Annotated in this window: 11 protein-coding genes and 1 pseudogene; 4 read left to right on the top strand and 8 right to left on the bottom strand. The window is 63.0% G+C overall.

The annotated features are described in order from the left end of the window. Positions 1-3 precede the first annotated feature (3 nt). A pseudogene (locus tag ACZ5M5_RS10970) lies at positions 4-1,703 on the bottom strand (glutamine--tRNA ligase/YqeY domain fusion protein). A 249-nt stretch (positions 1,704-1,952) separates the two neighbouring features. Between ACZ5M5_RS10970 and ACZ5M5_RS10965 the strand changes: the two are divergent. Both ACZ5M5_RS10965 and ACZ5M5_RS10960 read left to right on the top strand, forming a co-directional pair. Next, on the top strand, positions 1,953-2,456 hold the full coding sequence (locus ACZ5M5_RS10965) for a peptidylprolyl isomerase (RefSeq protein WP_060743046.1): 504 nt from the start codon (positions 1,953-1,955) through the stop codon (positions 2,454-2,456). Further along, positions 2,453-3,202: a UDP-2,3-diacylglucosamine diphosphatase gene (locus ACZ5M5_RS10960; protein ID WP_060738193.1), complete on the top strand. Its 750-nt coding sequence runs from the start codon at positions 2,453-2,455 to the stop codon at positions 3,200-3,202. The genes ACZ5M5_RS10965 and ACZ5M5_RS10960 overlap by 4 nt, the downstream gene beginning before the upstream one ends. 155 nt (positions 3,203-3,357) lie before the next feature. Here ACZ5M5_RS10960 and ACZ5M5_RS10955 read toward each other — a convergent pair whose 3' ends face one another. From ACZ5M5_RS10955 to ACZ5M5_RS10925, 7 genes are all read right to left on the bottom strand, one after another. After that, positions 3,358-4,887, bottom strand: a complete 1,530-nt coding sequence (locus ACZ5M5_RS10955; protein WP_060738194.1) for a DHA2 family efflux MFS transporter permease subunit — start codon at positions 4,885-4,887, stop codon at positions 3,358-3,360. Positions 4,888-5,079: 192 nt separating this feature from the next. After that, complete coding sequence (locus tag ACZ5M5_RS10950; protein ID WP_103311025.1) at positions 5,080-6,279, bottom strand: HlyD/EmrA/EmrK family protein; 1,200 nt, start codon at positions 6,277-6,279, stop codon at positions 5,080-5,082. A gap of 15 nt (positions 6,280-6,294) precedes the next feature. Continuing rightward, positions 6,295-7,764, bottom strand: coding sequence for an efflux transporter outer membrane subunit (locus ACZ5M5_RS10945; protein ID WP_464739014.1), 1,470 nt, complete (start codon positions 7,762-7,764; stop codon positions 6,295-6,297). Continuing rightward, positions 7,761-8,234 (bottom strand): MarR family winged helix-turn-helix transcriptional regulator, encoded by a 474-nt coding sequence (locus ACZ5M5_RS10940; protein WP_053183538.1) that lies wholly within the window; start codon positions 8,232-8,234, stop codon positions 7,761-7,763. The genes ACZ5M5_RS10945 and ACZ5M5_RS10940 overlap by 4 nt, the downstream gene beginning before the upstream one ends. Before the next feature lie 226 nt (positions 8,235-8,460). Further along, positions 8,461-12,147 carry a translocation/assembly module TamB domain-containing protein gene (locus ACZ5M5_RS10935; RefSeq protein ID WP_464739013.1) on the bottom strand — a complete coding sequence of 1,229 codons (3,687 nt, stop codon included), beginning with the start codon at positions 12,145-12,147 and terminating at the stop codon, positions 8,461-8,463. Then, the gene (locus ACZ5M5_RS10930) at positions 12,144-13,871 is read right to left on the bottom strand and encodes an autotransporter assembly complex protein TamA (protein ID WP_207281593.1); all 1,728 of its coding nucleotides are present in this window, start codon (positions 13,869-13,871) and stop codon (positions 12,144-12,146) included. The genes ACZ5M5_RS10935 and ACZ5M5_RS10930 overlap by 4 nt, the downstream gene beginning before the upstream one ends. Before the next feature lie 65 nt (positions 13,872-13,936). After that, positions 13,937-14,584, bottom strand: a complete 648-nt coding sequence (locus ACZ5M5_RS10925) for a GNAT family N-acetyltransferase (protein WP_060738199.1) — start codon at positions 14,582-14,584, stop codon at positions 13,937-13,939. A 237-nt stretch (positions 14,585-14,821) separates the two neighbouring features. Between ACZ5M5_RS10925 and xthA the strand changes: the two genes are divergently transcribed. Both xthA and ACZ5M5_RS10915 read left to right on the top strand, forming a co-directional pair. Beyond that, positions 14,822-15,634 carry an exodeoxyribonuclease III gene (gene xthA, locus ACZ5M5_RS10920; RefSeq protein ID WP_092175732.1) on the top strand — a complete coding sequence of 271 codons (813 nt, stop codon included), beginning with the start codon at positions 14,822-14,824 and terminating at the stop codon, positions 15,632-15,634. 197 nt (positions 15,635-15,831) lie between these two features. Next, positions 15,832-17,166: a substrate-binding domain-containing protein gene (locus ACZ5M5_RS10915; protein ID WP_464739012.1), complete on the top strand. Its 1,335-nt coding sequence runs from the start codon at positions 15,832-15,834 to the stop codon at positions 17,164-17,166. Positions 17,167-17,327 lie beyond the last annotated feature (161 nt).

The raw sequence follows: 17,327 nt of genomic DNA, 5'->3' as shown, positions 1-17,327 counted from the left end.
TGATCACTGGCCCCACGAATCACGCAGGGTCACGGTACGGTTGAATACCGGCTGACCTGGTTTCGAGTCCTTGATATCCGCGACGAAGTAGCCTTCGCGCTCGAACTGGAAACGGTCTTCCGGCTGTGCATTGCCCAGCGAGGGTTCAGCACGACAACCGGTCAGCACTTGCAGTGAGTCAGGGTTGATGTTGTCCAGGAAACTCGCGCTGTCTTCGGCCTTCTCCGGGTTCGGAGAGCGGAACAGGCGATCGTACAGGCGCACTTCGCACTCGACGCTGGCCGCGGCCGGCACCCAGTGGATCACGCCCTTGACCTTGCGGCCTTCAGGGTTCTTGCCCAGGGTGTCCGGATCGTACGAGCAACGCAGCTCGACGATGTTGCCGTCGGCGTCCTTGATCGCTTCGTCGGCACGGATCACGTAGCTGCCGCGCAGACGCACTTCGCCGTTCGGCTCCAGGCGCTTGTAGCCTTTGGGGGCTCTTCCATGAAGTCATCGCGGTCGATGTAGATTTCACGGGCGAACGGCAGTTTGCGCACGCCGAGTTCTTCTTTTTGCGGATGACGCGGCAGTTCGAGGTTTTCGACCTGGTCTTGCGGGTAATTGGTGATCACGACCTTCAACGGACGCAACACGCACATGGCGCGCGGGGCATTTGCGTCCAGATCCTGACGGATGCTGAACTCGAGCATGCCGAAATCGACCACACCATCGGAACGGTTGGTGCCGATCATCTCGCAGAAGTTGCGGATCGACGCCGGCGTGTAGCCGCGACGGCGGAAGCCCGACAGCGTCGACATGCGCGGATCGTCCCAGCCATTGACGTGTTTCTCGTCTACAAGCTGCTTGAGCTTGCGCTTGCTGGTGATGGTGTAGTTCAGGTTCAAGCGGCTGAATTCGTACTGGCGCGGGGTGGCCGGCACGGGCAGGTGCTCGAGGAACCACTCGTACAACGGACGATGGCTTTCGAACTCCAGGGTGCAGATCGAGTGGGTGATGCCCTCGATGGCGTCCGACTGACCATGGGTGAAGTCATAGTTGGGGTAGATGCACCATTTGTCGCCGGTCTGGTGGTGATGGGCGTGACGGATGCGGTACATGATCGGGTCGCGCAGGTTCATGTTCGGCGAGGCCATGTCGATCTTGGCGCGCAGCACCCGTGCGCCGTCCGGGAACTCACCGGCGCGCATGCGGGCGAACAGGTCCAGGTTCTCTTCCACGCTGCGCTCACGGAACGGGCTGTTCTTGCCCGGCTCGATCAGGCTGCCGCGGTACTCCTTGGCCTGCTCGGGGGTCAGGTCGCACACGTAGGCGTTGCCGGACTTGATCAGCTCCACCGCCCAGTCGTGCAACTGGTCGAAATATTGCGAGGCGTAGCGCACCTCACCGGACCATTCGAAACCCAGCCACTTGACGTCGCTTTCGATCGCGTCGATGTATTCCTGGTCTTCCTTGGCCGGGTTGGTGTCGTCGAAACGCAGGTGCGTGACACCGCCGAACTCCTGGGCCAGGCCGAAATTCACGCAGATCGACTTGGCATGACCGATGTGCAGGTAGCCGTTGGGCTCCGGCGGGAAACGAGTGACGATCTGTGTGTGCTTACCCGAGTCCAGGTCCGCCTGGATGATCGGGCGCAGGAAATTGACCGGCACGGCCGGGCCGGTCTTGGAATTCGAGGTAGGGTCGACAGTGGGCTTGCTCATAGGATCCTTGAACTTACAAGTGCGCGGCCGGGTGCGGCCTGATAAATCAAAGCCCGTATCATAGCCGATGCTGTCAAGTACCTGACAGGCCAGGCCGGCAAACGATTGAATTTAATCGACGGCCAGATGAAAAACAGCCTCGAAATTCGTGCCCGGCACGCTAAACTGCCCAACCTGGCCGATTGCAGCCAGACCGGTTGCGGGCGTTTGTGCCCCGAAACCCACGAATTCCTTGAAAGAGTACCGACCATGAGCAAAGTCAAACTGACCACCAACTTCGGTGACATCGTTCTGCAACTGAACGCCGAGAAAGCGCCGCTGACCGTGGCCAACTTCATCGAATACGTCAACGCCGGCCACTACGAAAACACCGTGTTCCACCGCGTCATCGGCAACTTCATGATCCAGGGCGGTGGCTTCGAACCGGGCATGAAGGAAAAGAAAGACAAGCGCCCGAGCATCCAGAACGAAGCCGACAACGGCCTGCCGAACAAAAAGTACAGCGTCGCCATGGCCCGTACCATGGAGCCGCATTCGGCTTCCGCGCAGTTCTTCATCAACGTGGCCGACAACAGCTTCCTGAACCACAGCGCCAAGACCGTACAGGGCTGGGGCTACGCAGTGTTCGGTGAAGTGACCGAAGGCACCGACGTGGTCGACAAGATCAAGGGCGTCGCCACCACTTCCAAGGCTGGCCACCAGGACGTCCCGGCAGACGACGTGATCATCGAGAAAGCCGAGATCATTGAGTGATATTGCTGATTTCAGACTTGCATCTGGAAGAGGAGCGCCCGGACATCACCCGGGCGTTTCTGGATTTACTCGCCACACGCGCCCGCTCGGCGCAAGCGTTGTACATTCTGGGCGACTTTTTCGAAGCCTGGATCGGCGACGATGCCATGACGCCGTTCCAGCGTTCCATCTGCCAGGCCCTGCGCGAGTTGAGCGACAGCGGCACGGCCATCTTCCTGATGCACGGCAATCGCGACTTCATGCTGGGGCAAGCCTTTTGCAAAGCGGCCGGCTGCACCCTGCTCAAGGACCCGAGTGTCGTGCAGCTCAATGGCGAGCCGGTGCTGCTGATGCATGGCGACAGCCTCTGCACCCGCGACGAAGGCTACATGAAGCTGCGGCGCTGGCTGCGCAACCCGGTCACGCTGTTCATCCTGCGGCACCTGCCGCTGGGCAGCCGCCAGAAACTGGCGCGCAAACTGCGCAGCGAAAGCCGCACGCAGACACGCATGAAAGCCAATGACATCGTCGACGTCACGCCCGAAGAGATCCCGCGGATCATGCAGCAATACGGCGTGAAGACCCTGGTCCACGGCCACACCCACCGCCCCGCCATCCACAAGCTGCAACTGGGCGAACACGCCGCCCGGCGCATCGTGCTGGGGGATTGGGACAAACAAGGCTGGGCGTTGCAGGTGGATGAACAGGGGTTTGCGTTGGCGCCGTTTGGTTTTGGTAATGCGCAGTTGGCGTTGCCAAGCACTTAAAGACCCCATGAGATGCCTGTGGGAGCAGCCTGTGGGAGCAAGCTTGCTCGCGATGAACGGTGACACGGTCTTGCAGTTGAACCGTGTCGCCTGCATCGCGGGCAAGCCTTGCTCCCACAGGCTCGCTCCCACATTGAATTGCATTGACCTTTGGATCAGTGCCCCGCCGACGCCGGCCCCGCCTTCGCCGCAAACGGCGGTTTGGCCAGCCACACCAGCACGATCAACCCCATGAATGCCCAACCCAGCAGCGTGAAGTAATCCACGGTGGAGAGCATGTACGCCTGGCTGTTGAGAATCTGGTCGAGCTGGGCATAGGCCGGTGTGCTGGCACCGCCAAGCTGGTTGAGCGCCTCGCGGGTGGCCGGCTCGAAAGTGCTGATGCTTTCGCTCAGGTAGGCGTGATGCTGGTCGGCACGGCGAATCCAGATCCAGGTGGTCAACGATGCGGCAAAGCTGCCGCCCAGGGTCCGCAGGAACGTCGCCAGCCCCGCGCCGTCGGCAATCTGGTGCGGCGGCAGGTCCGACATCAGGATGCTCAGGGTCGGCATGAAGAACAGCGCCACGCCGATGCCCATGAACAACTGCACCAAGGCAATGTGCTGGAAATCCACCTCGTTGGTGAACCCGGCACGCATGAAGCAGCTCAGGCCGATGGCCAGGAACGCCAGCCCCGCCAGCAAGCGCAGGTCGAACTTGTGGGCGTACTTGCCGACGAAGGGCGACATCAACACCGGCAGGATACCGATGGGTGCCACGGCCAATCCGGCCCAGGTCGCGGTGTAGCCCATCTGGGTCTGCAACCACTGCGGCAGGATCAGGTTGATGCCGAAGAACCCGGCGTAACCGCCCACCAACACAATGGTGCCGATGCGGAAGTTGCGATAGGCGAACAGACGGAGGTTGACCACCGGATGGCGGTCGGTCATTTCCCAGATCACGAAGACCGCCAGGGCAATGACTGAAATCAGCGCACCGATGACGATGAAGTTCGATTCGAACCAGTCCAGGTCGTTGCCCTTGTCGAGAATCACCTGGAGCGCGCCAACACCGATGATCAGCGTGATCAATCCCACATAGTCCATCGGCTGATGGCTGGTGACCACCGGCCGCGCCTTGAGTTGCTGGCGCACCACCATCGCCGCGAAGACGCCGATGGGCACATTGATGAAGAAGATCCACGGCCAGCTATAGCTGTCGGTGATCCAGCCGCCGAGGATCGGTCCGGCAATCGGCGCCACCACCGTGACCATCGCCAGCAACGCCAGGGCCATGCCCCGCCTGGCCGGCGGGTAGACGGCGATCAGCAAGGTCTGGGTCATCGGGTACAACGGCCCGGCCACCAGCCCCTGGAGTACCCGAAAGCCAATCAGCTCCGGCATCGAGGTGGAAATGCCACACAAGAATGAAGCGAGCACGAACAGCATCGTCGCCCACAAAAACAACTTCACCTCGCCAAACCGACGGCTGAGCCAGCCAGTGAGCGGCAGGGCGATGGCGTTGCTCACCGCGAACGAGGTGATCACCCAGGTGCCCTGCTCCGAGCTGACGCCCAGGTTGCCGGAAATGGTCGGCAAGGCGACGTTGGCGATGGTGGTGTCGAGCACCTGCATGAACGTCGCCAGCGACAGCCCGATGGTGCTGAGCAACAGGCTGGGCGGCGTGAAGGACGCGTTATTGCTCATTGCGAAATCCTATGAAGCGAAGAGAGTCTATCGCGGGCAAGCCTTGCTCCCACTGGATCCAGGGTCGCCTGAACTCAGTGGGTAGGACACAAAACCTGTGGAGCCGAGCTTGCTCGCGATGAGGCCCTTGCAGTCAATATCTCTGTAGCCGGTCATACCGCTATCGCGAGCAAGCTCGGCTCCCACAACTGATCAGCGCTGCGCGGTTTTGCTCGCCGCGGAACTGTTGTCGTGGATCAGGCGGGTGATCATCGCGTCGGCCTCGGCCAACTGCCGGTCATAGACCTGGGTACTGAACGAGGCTTTCTGCGGTGGCTGTTGGGCCAACACCGGGCCGCTCTGGTCGTGCAGGTTGACGCTGACCTGGGTCGACAGGCCGACTCGCAGCGGATGCTTGGCCAGTTCTTCGGCGTTGACATGAATGCGCACCGGCACCCGCTGGACGATCTTGATCCAGTTACCGGTGGCGTTCTGCGCCGGCAGCAAAGCAAACGCACTGCCGGTCCCGGCGCCCAGGCTGTCGATGGTGCCGCTGAACTTCACATCGCTGCCGTACAGGTCGGCTTCGATGTCCACCGGTTGGCCGATGCGCATGTCGCGCAGTTGGGTTTCCTTGAAGTTGGCGTCGATCCACAACTGGTCCAGCGGGATCACCGCCATCAACGCCGTGCCCGGCTGCACCCGTTGGCCCAGTTGCACGGTGCGCTTGGCCACATAGCCGGTGACCGGTGCGATCAAGGTGCTGCGGGCGTTGGTCAGGAAGGCCTGGCGCAATTGCGCGGCGGCCGCTTGCACGTCGGGATGGGACGAGACCACGGTATCGTCCACCAAGGCGCTGGTGGTCTTGAGCTGTTGCCGGGCATTGGCGAGGGCATTCTGCGCCGAGGTCAGGTCATCCCGGGCGTGGGACAGTTCCTCCTGGGAAATCGCTCCGCCGGCCGCCAGGTTCTTGCGTCGGCTGTAGTTTTCCTGGGCCTTCTGCACTTCGGCCTCTTGGGCATTGACCTGCGCCCGCATGCCATCGACGTTGCTGTACAAGCCACGCACCTGGCGCACGGTCCGGGCCAGGTTGGCCTGGGCACTTTGCAGCCCGACTTCGGCGTCGTTCGGGTCGAACTGCACCAGCACCTGGCCTTCACGCACCAGGTCGCCGTCATCGGCACCGATGCTCACCACGGTGCCGGTCACCAACGGCGTGATCTCCACCACGTTGCCGTTCACATAGGCATCGTCGGTGCTTTCGCTCCAGCGGCCATACAGTTCATGCCAGCCCCACACACCCAGGCCCGCGAGGATGACGATCAGCGCCAGTGCCAACAGCATGACCTTGCGCTTGCGTGGGTTGCCGCTGTCTTGTGTATGTTCGGATTGAGTCGTTTCGGCAGTCGCCATGACAAGTACCTCGAATCAGTGAGTCGGCGTGGCAGGGGTCGGCGTGGCCGCCGCCAGGGTCTGGGCTTCGAAACCACCGCCCAGGGCCTGCATCAGTTGGATCGACAAATCGATCTGCTCGGCATTCAGGTTCGCCAGTTGGCGCTGGGCCTGGAGCAATTGCTGCTCGATGCTCAGCACGTCCAGGTAATTACCGATGCCCGAGCCGTAGCGCTGGACCACGGTGTCGTAAGAGTTCTGCGCGATGTCGGTGGCATGTTGCTGGGCACCGATCTGGCGAGCGATGTCGCGCAACTGATTGATGGTGTCACTGACATCGCCAAGGGCCGTGACCAGGCTCTTGTTGTACTGCGCCACCGCCAGGTCGTAATCGGCGTCCCGGGCATCCAGGTCCGCCCGCAGGCGGCCACCGTCGAAGATCGGCAACGACACGGTGGGCGCCACGTTGAAGAAGCGGCTGGCCGAACCGAACATCGCATCGCCGAGCAATGACTGCACCCCCGCCGCCGCGCTCAAGTTGAGGTTGGGGTAGAAGTTGGTCTTGCCGGCCTCGATGTTCTTGCTGGCCGCCTCGACCCGCCAGCGCGCCGCGACCAGGTCCGGACGGCGGCCCAGCAACTCGGCCGGCAGGTTCGACGGCAAGGCGACCGCGCTGGCTTGCAACACGTTGGGCCGGGCGATTTCATTGCCGCGGTCCGGGCCCTTGCCCAGTAGCACCGCCAGGGCGATCTTGGCGCTTTGCAGGCGTTTTTCTGCGTCGATCAAGGTCGCATCGGCGCTGGCTTCCAGGCTTTCGGTCTGCTGGAACTGGTACTCGCTGTCGATCCCGGCGCTGAGGCGGCGCTTGCCCAGGTCGAGCATCTGCCGGGTGCGCTTGAGGTCTTCGGCGGCCAGGTCATGAATGATGTGGGCCTGGCCCAGGTCGCTGTAGGCCCGGGCCACGTCGGCGGCCAGGGTCAGTTGCGCGGCCTGGCGATCGATCTCGGCGGCGCGGGCCTGGCCCAGGGCGGCTTCCCAGGCGGCACGCTGGCCACCCCAGAGGTCGAAGTTGTAGTTGAAGTCCACACTCAGCGAACGCAGGGTGCTGTACGCCCCGCCCTGCCCTTGCGGATCCTGGTCACGGGCCAGACGCGAACGGCTGACGCTGCCACTGGCATCCAGGGTCGGCATGCGCGCCGCGTTGGCGGCATAGGCCGCTGCACTGGCCTGGTGGACCCGGGCGCTGGCGACCTGCATGTCCGGGCTGTCGCGCAGGGCTTCACGGATCAGACCGTCGAGCTGCGGATCACCGAGGTTTTTCCACCAGTCGTTTTTCGGCCACGCGGCCGGCGACAGCGTGACCCCGGTCAGGGACTGTCCAGCCTGGAGGCTCTTGGCCTCGAGGCTGACGCCTTCGGTCTTCAGGCCGCTGTAGCTGGCACAACCGGCGAGGCTCATGGCCAACAGCACCAGGCTCAAGCGGGTACGCAAGGTTTGACGTTTCATTTCTCCCCCAATCGCAACACGGTGATGGGATCACCGGCAGCGAGCAGTATTTTCTTGAGGATGTCTTCGAGGGTTTGCAGCTCCTCGCGGCTGATGGCGCTGGCCAACTGGTTCATGGCGTCGGCACCGATGAACGGCAGGCGATCAGCGAGGGCCTGGCCGGCTTCGGTCAGCACCAGTTGCACCTGGCGCCGGTCCTCTGCCGAGCGCTGGCGGACCAGGAAACCTTTCTGCTCCAGGCGATCGAGCATCCGCGTCATCGAGCCGCTGTCCAGGGACAGGTAGCGACACAGCTCGACCGGCGTGTCGATGCCGTGCTGGGCCATGATGATCAACACCTTGAACTGGGCGGCGGTAATGCCGACGGGCTCCATGTGGGTGTCGATGATCCGGTCCTTGAGCAGCGCGGCGCGGCCGAGCAGCATGCCGAGGTGGCAATTGTGAAATTCGTCTGGGGTGAAATGCTTCATCTGAGCACCGTTTGCTGCCTAGGCAGTGAATGTATGTCGAGATATTACTGCTTAGGCAGCAAATGTCAAACAAATAGTTAGCTTGCTATTCACCAACAGACAAAATGCAGACATCCCTGTGGGAGCGAGCTTGCTCGCGATAGCGGTATGACCTTCAACTTCTTCGTTGACTGACACGCCGCTATCGCGAGCAAGCTCGCTCCCACAAGGGTTTGGGGGAAGGGGTTTAGAAATCGCGCTTGTAGAAGATATCCAGCGAACTGGCGACGCCGCTGGCGGCTTCGAGGTACACCTTCTTGCTGAGCTTGTAGCGCAGGGCGATGGTGTTGGCCGGTTCGAACACGCCGACGCCGTAGCGCAGGCTGAGTTTTTCCGAGAGGTTGCCGCTGGCGACCACGCTGGTGGTGTTGCCGCTGCCTTGGGTGTCGAGCTGGAAGTCATCGATGCCCAGGTTATTGGCCAGGCTGCTGGTCACGCCCGAGCTGCCCATCAGCCCCAGGCCCAGCGCCGCCTGGGCGAGCATGTTGTTGTCCTCGCCCGTGGTGCTCAGCGGCCGGCCCAGTACCAGGTAGGACAACGCCTGCTCCTGGCTCATGGCCGGCTCCGAGAAGATTTGCGTGGTCGGTTGCTCGGCGCTGCCGCTCAAGCGGATGCCGGCGATCACGTCGTCGGTCTGGCGAATCGCTTCGATGTCCAGGTAGGGCTGGTCGATGGGCCCGGCGAACAGCAGCCGGGCCCGACGCACCGTCAACCGTTGCCCGTAGGCCCGATAGCGGCCGTCGTTGAGCCACAGTTCACCGCGGGTGTCCATGTTGTCGCCGATGTGCACTTGCCCCTGGACGTTGGCCGTCAGGCCGAAACCCGAGAACGCGAGTTTGTCCTGGCCGACGATCACGTCGATGTCCATCGCCATGGCTATCGGCGCCTTGCCCTCCTCGGTCTGGTGGCCGACGATCACCGTGTCATCCGACACCTTGACGGTGGACGGCGGCAGTTCGCGGACGGTGATCTCGCCTTTGGGCACCAGGACCTTGCCGGCAATGGAAAGCTGCTCGCCCTGCATCGTGATGTTCAGGTCCGGGGCGACATCGAGCACCGCGTACGGTTCGACGGTGACCGGCAGTTGCGAGCCCTTGAGAGCCAGGTTCAGGGTCAGGGCTTCGCCCCAGCCGATGTTCCCGGTCAGGCTGCCCTGCCCGCGCTTGCCGCTTTTCCAGGCACCGTCGAGCCGTACCGTTTCACCGGCAATCATCGCCCGCACCTGCAGGGCTTCGAGGCTGATCGGCAGTTCCGGGCCGGAGACTTCGCCGTCGCTGAGCACCAGGTTGCCGTTGACCTGGGGTGCGAGCAAACCACCCGACAACGTCCCGCTGCCGTTCAGGTGACCGGTGAGGGTTTCCACCATCGGCACGAACGGCCGGGCCACGGACAAGTCCAGGCCGGTCAGGCGAAACGAACCGCTCAAGGGCTTGCTGGCCGGCAGCGGATTGATCTGCGCCTGGAGCACCAGCTCGCCGAGCTTGGCGCCGACGAAATTCAGGTCGGTGTCGATGCGCTTGGGGGTCAGGCGGCTATTGAGCGTCAAGGTCTGGTAGGGGAAGTCCAGCCATTGCGCCTTGTCCCCGGCCTTGTCACGGATGCGCAACGTACCGCCACTGGCGTCCACCAGGATCCGGCCATTCGGGCCACTCGCCGGCAGGTCCAGTTGCAGGTCCGCATTGAGCCGGCCCTGCCAGGCAAAATCCTTGGGCATCCACTGGGCCAGGCTTTCGATGGGGAATTGCTTGAGGTGATAGCGCAGCTTCGGCTCCGGCATCAGCCGCTGGTCTTCACCGCACAGGCTGGCATCAAAGGAACGCCAGCAGTGAGCGCCAACGTTGAGCGTGCCATCGGCCAGGCGTTCCAGTTTTGCCGGGGCTTGCAGGCGCCAGGCTTGACCGCCGGCCTGCACCTCGCCGCTGGCCAGTCGTCCGCGCCAATTGCCCTGGTCGAGGGCGCCGTCGAGCGCCAGGGTCGTGTCGAGCTGCGGCCCTTGCAAGTCCAGGTTGAGTGTTTGCCGTTTGATGTCACCCTGCCCGCTGACGGTCAGCGCGCCCAGGGACGTTTCGCCGGCGCGGATGCCGCTGGCCTTGAGGTCGAGCTTGCCGCGCTGGGCGCTGTCGAGGGTCGCGTCCAGGTTCAGGCTTTGCAGGCGATTGTCCTGCAGCGCCAATTGCGTGCCTTGCAGACCGAGCTTGCCTTGGGGCGCCTTGAGCGTGCCGGCGACATCGACCCGGCCAACGACCTGGCCGCGCAATTGCGGCCAGAGCTGGGCAAGACGGGCGAGCTTGATGTCGATCTGGCCGGTGAGTTTCTGTTGCAGGCTGCCGGTGCCATTGATGCGGTTATCTCCCAGGCGGATGTCCAGCGCGCTGAGGTTCCACTGCTCGCCGGCACCACTGGCCTTGGCCTGGAACAGCGCCGGTTGGCCCCGCAGCTTACCCTTGAGATCCAGGTCCGCGTCGAGCTCGAGGCGGTCGTTCTTCATCGCGCCTTTGCTGCGCAACGGTCCGGCCAGGATCCCGGGCAACTCGCCGAGCCAATACGCCGGGTTGATGGCCGACAGTTGCAGCGCCGTGTCCCAAGCGATGCCGTCGGCAAATTGCAGGCTCAGGTGTCCTTCGGCCTTGCCCTGCCCCGCGGCGAGCTTGAGTTGCGGCAGATGGATTTGCGTCAGGTTGCCGCTGAACGGGCTGTCCAGGCTGAACGCCCCGGCGGGGCCGTCCAGCGCGGCCTGGAAATTGCCCAGGTAGTTGCCATCGGTGTACGAGACTTCGCCATTGAAGCTGCGCAATGTCACTTGCGGCTCGTCGATCAGCGGATACAGGCGATGCCAAGGGAAATCCAGCCAGGCGACTTTCGCCTCGGCGCTCAAGCCGTCGCGCCAGTCCACTTGCCCGCTGAGTTTCAGGCTCTGCTGATTGCCGGCGTCCAGATCCAGGCCGGCGATCCGTGCGCCATTGGCGTCCACGGTGCCTTGCAGCAGCAATGCCACTGGCCCTTTTTCGGCGGGCAACGTCGCCTTGCCAAGCAATTGATAGCCTTTTTTCAGATCGCCTTCGCCGGTCAATTCCAACTGATTGAGCAACAGCGTGTCTGGCAGATCGGCGCTGGCCTTGAAACCGTCGGCGGTAATGCGCACCTTGGCGGGCAGGTTGTCCGCCAGCGGTTGCAGCTCACCGGTCAACTGGCCTTGCAGGTAGCCGCTACTGTCGGCCTTGAGGTTGAGGGTCTTGAGCAGATTGCCGTCGACTTTCAGGTCCAGGGCCCAGGGCGTGGCCCCCGGCGCGGGCAAGGTCAATCGGCCTTCGGCATTCAACGGCCAGTCGCCGCCGGGCTTGAGCAAGCCGGACAGTTTCAGACCCAGCTCGTCGCGCTGCAACTGCACCGAGTCGATCTGCAGGCCCTCGGCGGTCCAATGGGCAGCCAATTGCAGGCCCTTGAGTTGCTCGCTGCCGTTGAACGACAGGCTGCCGACTTGCACATCGCCCAATTCGATCGCGAGCGGCAAGTCCAGGTCCGGCAAGCTGATCGGGCCGCTGCTCGGCGCATCGGTCGAAGCGGGCAACTGCAAGGCGACCTGGTCGGCCTTGAGCTGTTCGATGCACAGGGTCATGCGCGCCAGGCACAACGGCGACCAGGCGAATATCACTCGATCCAACGCCACCCGACTGTCGCCCTGCTGCCACAGCAGGTGATCGGCGCTCCACTGCCCGCCCAGCCGGCCCTGGAAATTCTCCACGGCCAGCCCCGGCACCAGGCCAAGGGCCCAGCGGCTGCCAAATGCCGTGCCCAGCACCGTGCTCAAGGCCAGCACGACCGCCAGCAGCCCCCCAACGAGGGCCAGTAGCGTTATTTTCACACCACGCTTCACAGCTCAGGCCCCATGGAAAAGTGCAACCGAATGCCGCCTTCATCGTCCATCGCATGGGCCAGGTCGAGGCGGATCGGCCCCACCGGCGACACCCAGCGCACGCCGACACCCACGCCGGTCTTCAGGCTCGGCAGCTCAAGGCTGTTGAAGGAGTTGCCCTGGTCGATGAACGTCGCCACTCGCCATTTTTCCGCGATGGAATACTGATACTCGAGGCTGCCGGCGACCATGTAGCGACCACCGATACGGTCGCCCTCGGAGTTTTCCGGCGACAGGCTCTGGTAGTCGTAACCCCGCACGCTCTGGTCGCCACCGGCAAAAAAGCGCAGGGACGGTGGAATGGATTTGTAGCCATTGGTGGCGCTGCCGCCGATTTGCGCCCGCGCCAGCAAGCGATGCTTGTCGAACACCGTGGTCAGGCCCTTGACCATGGCGGTGCCGTATACAAGGTTATTGTCCGAGCCCAGCCCTTCCTTGGCGACCTTGGTATCGAACTGCAAACGGTAGCCGTTGTGCGGGTCGATGCGGTTGTCGCTGCGCAGATAGGAATAGCTCACGCCCGGCATCAACAGCGTACTCAGGCCCGCATCGTCGCCGAGGCGGTACTCCTCGCGCTGCCACTTGAGCGACACCACCCGCTGCCAGCCGCTGGGCAACTTGCTGTGCCATTCCGGGCCCACGGTGAGCAGTTTGCTGAGGCTGTCGGTGCCGGCCAGTTCTTCATATTGATAACCGCCGGCGTAGCGCATCTTGTCGGTCAGCGGCGGGTCCAGCGGCACGTCGTACCACAGGCCGACATTCTGCCGAGGCGCCGACACTTCCGCTTCCCAGCCATAGCTGTGGCCCTGGGGGTTGACCCAGTGGCGCGTCCAGTTGGCTTTGGCCCGGGGGCCTACGTCGGTGGAAAAACCCAGGCCCAGGCCCATGGTGCGTGGCTTGCGCGTGTCGAGCTTGACCGCCACCGGAATGACATTGTTGGTGGCGGCGGTGGGGGCCGCATCCACCCGAACACCTTCGAAATAGCCGCTCGATTGCAAGGCCTGGTTGAGTTCGGCAATCAGCTCGGAGTCGTACGCCGTGCCCGCCTTGAACGGCACCATGCGTTGCAGCAGGTCTTCGTCGAACGGCGTGTCGCCCTCGAAACTCACCGGGCCCAAGGCATAGCGCGGGCCGCTGTCGTAGACCAGCTCGATATCGGCGATGCCCGCCTGGGGGTCCACCAGGAGTTTCTGCTGGGTGAAACGCCCGCTGAAATAACCGTAACGCGAGGCCTGGTTCTGGATCACCCGCTTGGCGTCTTCATAGCGACCATGGTTGAGTACCGCGCCGGGCTTCAGCGCGGCATTGCCGGGCACGCGAAAAGCCTTGAGCGAAGCCGCCGGCCCATCGATGCGCACGGTGACGTTGCGCAGGTGCACCGGCTCGCCGGGGTCGATGGTCAGCACCAGCCGTGGATCCTTGCCGCCCTTGACCTCGCTGTCGATCTGCGGCTGGTAGTAGCCCAGCGCCTGGGCGGCCTTGCGCGCCTGTTCCTCGGCGCCGCGACTGAAGCGCAGCAAGGCTTCCTCGTCACGGTCCCCCACGCCACCGATGTAACCTTCGACGTTGGCTTTGAGTTCATCATTGGACGGCTGGACGCGTACTTCCAATTCACTGTTTGCCAGTGCCGCGCAGCTGAAGGACAGCAAGAGCGCGCCACGGGTCATTCTTCCTGGGAGATTCATGGCGCGGATGCTATCACGAGCGTAGGTGCTTGATAGAGCCGGACATTTCCTAAAAGTTCGCCCGACTATGCCGTTGCGCTTTGCAGAATCTGCGGGTTGGCGTGGAAGAACACATGCTCGCGGATCGGTCCTACCGCGACTTCACCGATTTCCTCGTATCCCTGGCGTTTATAGAACTCAAGGTAGCGCGGGTTTCCGGTGTCCAGCACCACCCCTTGGGAATGCTCGTCCACCGCACACCAGTTATGGACCGCCTCGAGCAACTGCTCGCCGAAATGCTTGCCCTGGAACTGTGGGTGCACCCCCAGCAGCGGCAATACATGGACTGCGTCCGACGGCAGGCAGGCCAGCACCGCCGCGTGGTACTCCAGATAGCGCCGGGTGCAGCGAAAACCGGTGCTCAAGACCATGCGCAGGCGCCAGGCCCAGCTTTCGGTGATGCCCAGGCGCCGCTGCGGCGGGGCGATCAGGGCGATACCAATCAGGCGGTCGTTGACCAGCAGGCCGATGGCCGGCAGGTCCTGGAGAAAATGCTGCTTGACCAGCTCACGCACCGTGGCCCGGACCCGCTGTTCATAACCGGGACGCTCGGATTCGAACAGGTAGCTGAAGGTAGGCTCATGGCGATAGGCCTGGTACAGCAACGAACGGGCTTCGCGGGAATAACCACTGTCGAGCATATGGACGTCGGCGATGGCGGCGGTTTCAGGCATGATGGCAGATCTCCTGGGCGGGCTCGGTGAAGCCTGAGCAAAGACCTTGTGGGAGCAAGGCTTGCCCGCGATGAAAGCGATACGGTCTTTCAGGAATCGAGTTGTCTGTTTCGCGAGCAAGCTTTGCTCCCACAAAGCGTTCGCCAAAAGGACATTAGCAGCGCATTTGTCCTACTGCCACGCTGGCTCCCTTCCCACATGTCAGCTAGCATCGCAGTTTTGCCAGGACAGCCGACCATGAAGATCGTCTCCTTCAACATCAACGGGCTGCGCGCCCGCCCCCATCAGCTGGCGGCGCTGATCGAGAAGCACCAGCCGGATGTGATCGGGCTGCAGGAAACCAAGGTTCACGACGAACAATTCCCCCTGGCCGAGGTGCAGGCCCTGGGTTACCACGTGCATTACCACGGGCAAAAAGGCCACTACGGCGTCGCCCTGCTCTCCCGCCAGGCGCCGCTGAGCCTGTACAAAGGTTTCGAAAGTGACGACGAGGACGCCCAGCGGCGCTTCATCTGGGGCACCTTCGCCGATGCCAACGGCGTACCGGTGACCATCATGAACGGTTACTTCCCCCAGGGTGAAAGCCGTGACCATCCGACCAAATTCCCGGCCAAGGAGCGGTTCTACAGCGATTTGCAGCAACTGCTGGAAAGCCGCTTCAGCAACGACCAGCCGGTGGTGGTGATGGGCGACGTGAACATTTCCCCGGAAGACTGCGACATCGGCATCGGCCCGGACAACATGAAGCGCTGGCTGAAAACCGGCAAATGCAGCTTCTTGCCGGAAGAGCGCGAATGGATGGCCCGCCTGAAGAACTGGGGCCTGGTGGACAGCTTCCGCCACCTGAACCCGGACGTCACCGACCGTTTCAGTTGGTTCGACTACCGCAGCCGCGGTTTCGAGGACGAGCCCAAGCGCGGCCTGCGCATCGACCTGATCCTCACCTCCCACGGCCTGCTGCCGCGGGTCAAGGACGCTGGCGTGGACTATGAGCTGCGGGGCATGGAAAAACCGTCGGACCACGCGCCGATCTGGTTGCAGTTGAGCTGATTGCGTCCCCCCCCTGTGGGAGCGAGCTTGCTCGCGATAGCGATCCAGCTGTCACATTTGATCTTGAATGTGCCGCCGCCATCGCGAGCAAGCTCGCTCCCACATTGGATTTCGGTGCTCCGTCGCACCCCTGTCACCTTTCAGTAACCTGACTGACTTAATCTTCCGGCACTTCCTCGGGTTCAGAAGGTGCCGGCATGCGGCTGTGTGTTGTGGTTTTCATGGGCCTCTGGCTGCCGTTCGTAGCATGGGCCGGCAATTTGCCCATTCCCGAACAAGGCCCTGCCTTGCGCCTCCAGGGCTCCAATACCATCGGCGCGGCGCTGGGGCCGGCCCTGGTCAGAGGCTTGATGGAAGATCAGGGCCTGCTCAGGGTCAGCAGCGAAATCACCGGGCGCGACAACGAGCAGCGCATCGTTGGCCTGACCGCCGATGGCCGGCGGGTGGAAGTCGACATCGCGGCCCACGGCTCCAGCACCGGTTTCACCGCCCTCAAGCAAGCCAGCGCCGACCTGGCGGCCTCTTCCCGGCCGATCAAGGACAGTGAACTGAAGGAATTGTCGTCCCTGGGCGACCTGAAAAGTCCTGCCGCCGAGCAGGTCATCGCCATTGATGGCCTAGCGATCATCCTTCATTCCTCCAACCCGCTGCGCCAACTCGATACCGTGCAACTGGCGCGGATATTCAGCGGCGAGGCAAAAACCTGGGAGGCCGTCGGCGGAACGGGCGGGCCGATTCATTTGTATGCCCGGGATGAACAGTCCGGCACCTACGACACCTTCAAGGAACTGGTCCTCAGCCGACAGGGAAAACAGCTGGATCCTACCGCGCGGCGCTTCGAGTCGAGCGAACAGTTGTCCGACGCTGTCAGCCAGGACCCGCAAGGCATCGGTTTCATCGGTTTGCCCTACGTGCGCCAAGCCAAGGCGCTGGCCATTGTCGACGGCGCTTCCCAACCCATGCTGCCGCTCAACCACTTGATCGCCACCGAAGACTACCCACTCTCCCGGCGCCTGTTCTTCTATTTGCCCCCCTGGGGCACCAACCCGTGGGCCGAGGCATTGGTGGCGTTTACCCAAAGCGATAAAGGCCAGGCCATCGTCGCGGCGAACGGGTTTATCGCCCAGACCGTCCAGGCCATGGCCGTCACGCCGAATGCACTGATGCCCGAGGGGTACCAGGCCCTGAGCCGCCACGCCCAACGCTTGACCGTGAATTTTCGCTTTGAAGAAGGCAGCGCCAGCCTGGACAACAAGGCCCACCAGGACCTGAGCCGCGTGCTCGACTATATACAGCAGCACGGCAAAGCCGACCGACGCGTGACCCTGGTAGGTTTTGGCGACGCCAAGGACGACCCGGCGCGGGCCGACCTGCTGTCCAAACTACGAGCCATGGCGGTGCGCCGTGAACTGGTCAAATACGGCGTGGCATTGCGGGAGGTACGAGGGTTCGGCGCCTTGATGCCGGTGGCGGCCAATAGCGAGGATGAAGGCAGGGTTCGGAATCGGCGGGTGGAGGTATGGGTGTACTAGAACGACGCCATCAAAAAGCGCCCCCGCTTTTGTGGCGAGGGAGCTTGCTCCCGCTCGGCTGCGCAGCAGTCGTAAAACCGGCTGGCGCGGTGTGGCTGGAAAACCGCGCCAACCGGTTTTGGGGTGGCTTCGCCACCCAGCGGGAGCAAGCTCCCTCGCCA

The sequence above is a fragment of the Pseudomonas sp. Van50 genome (assembly GCF_055390755.1).
This window is presented reverse-complemented; position numbering and strand designations above follow the sequence as displayed.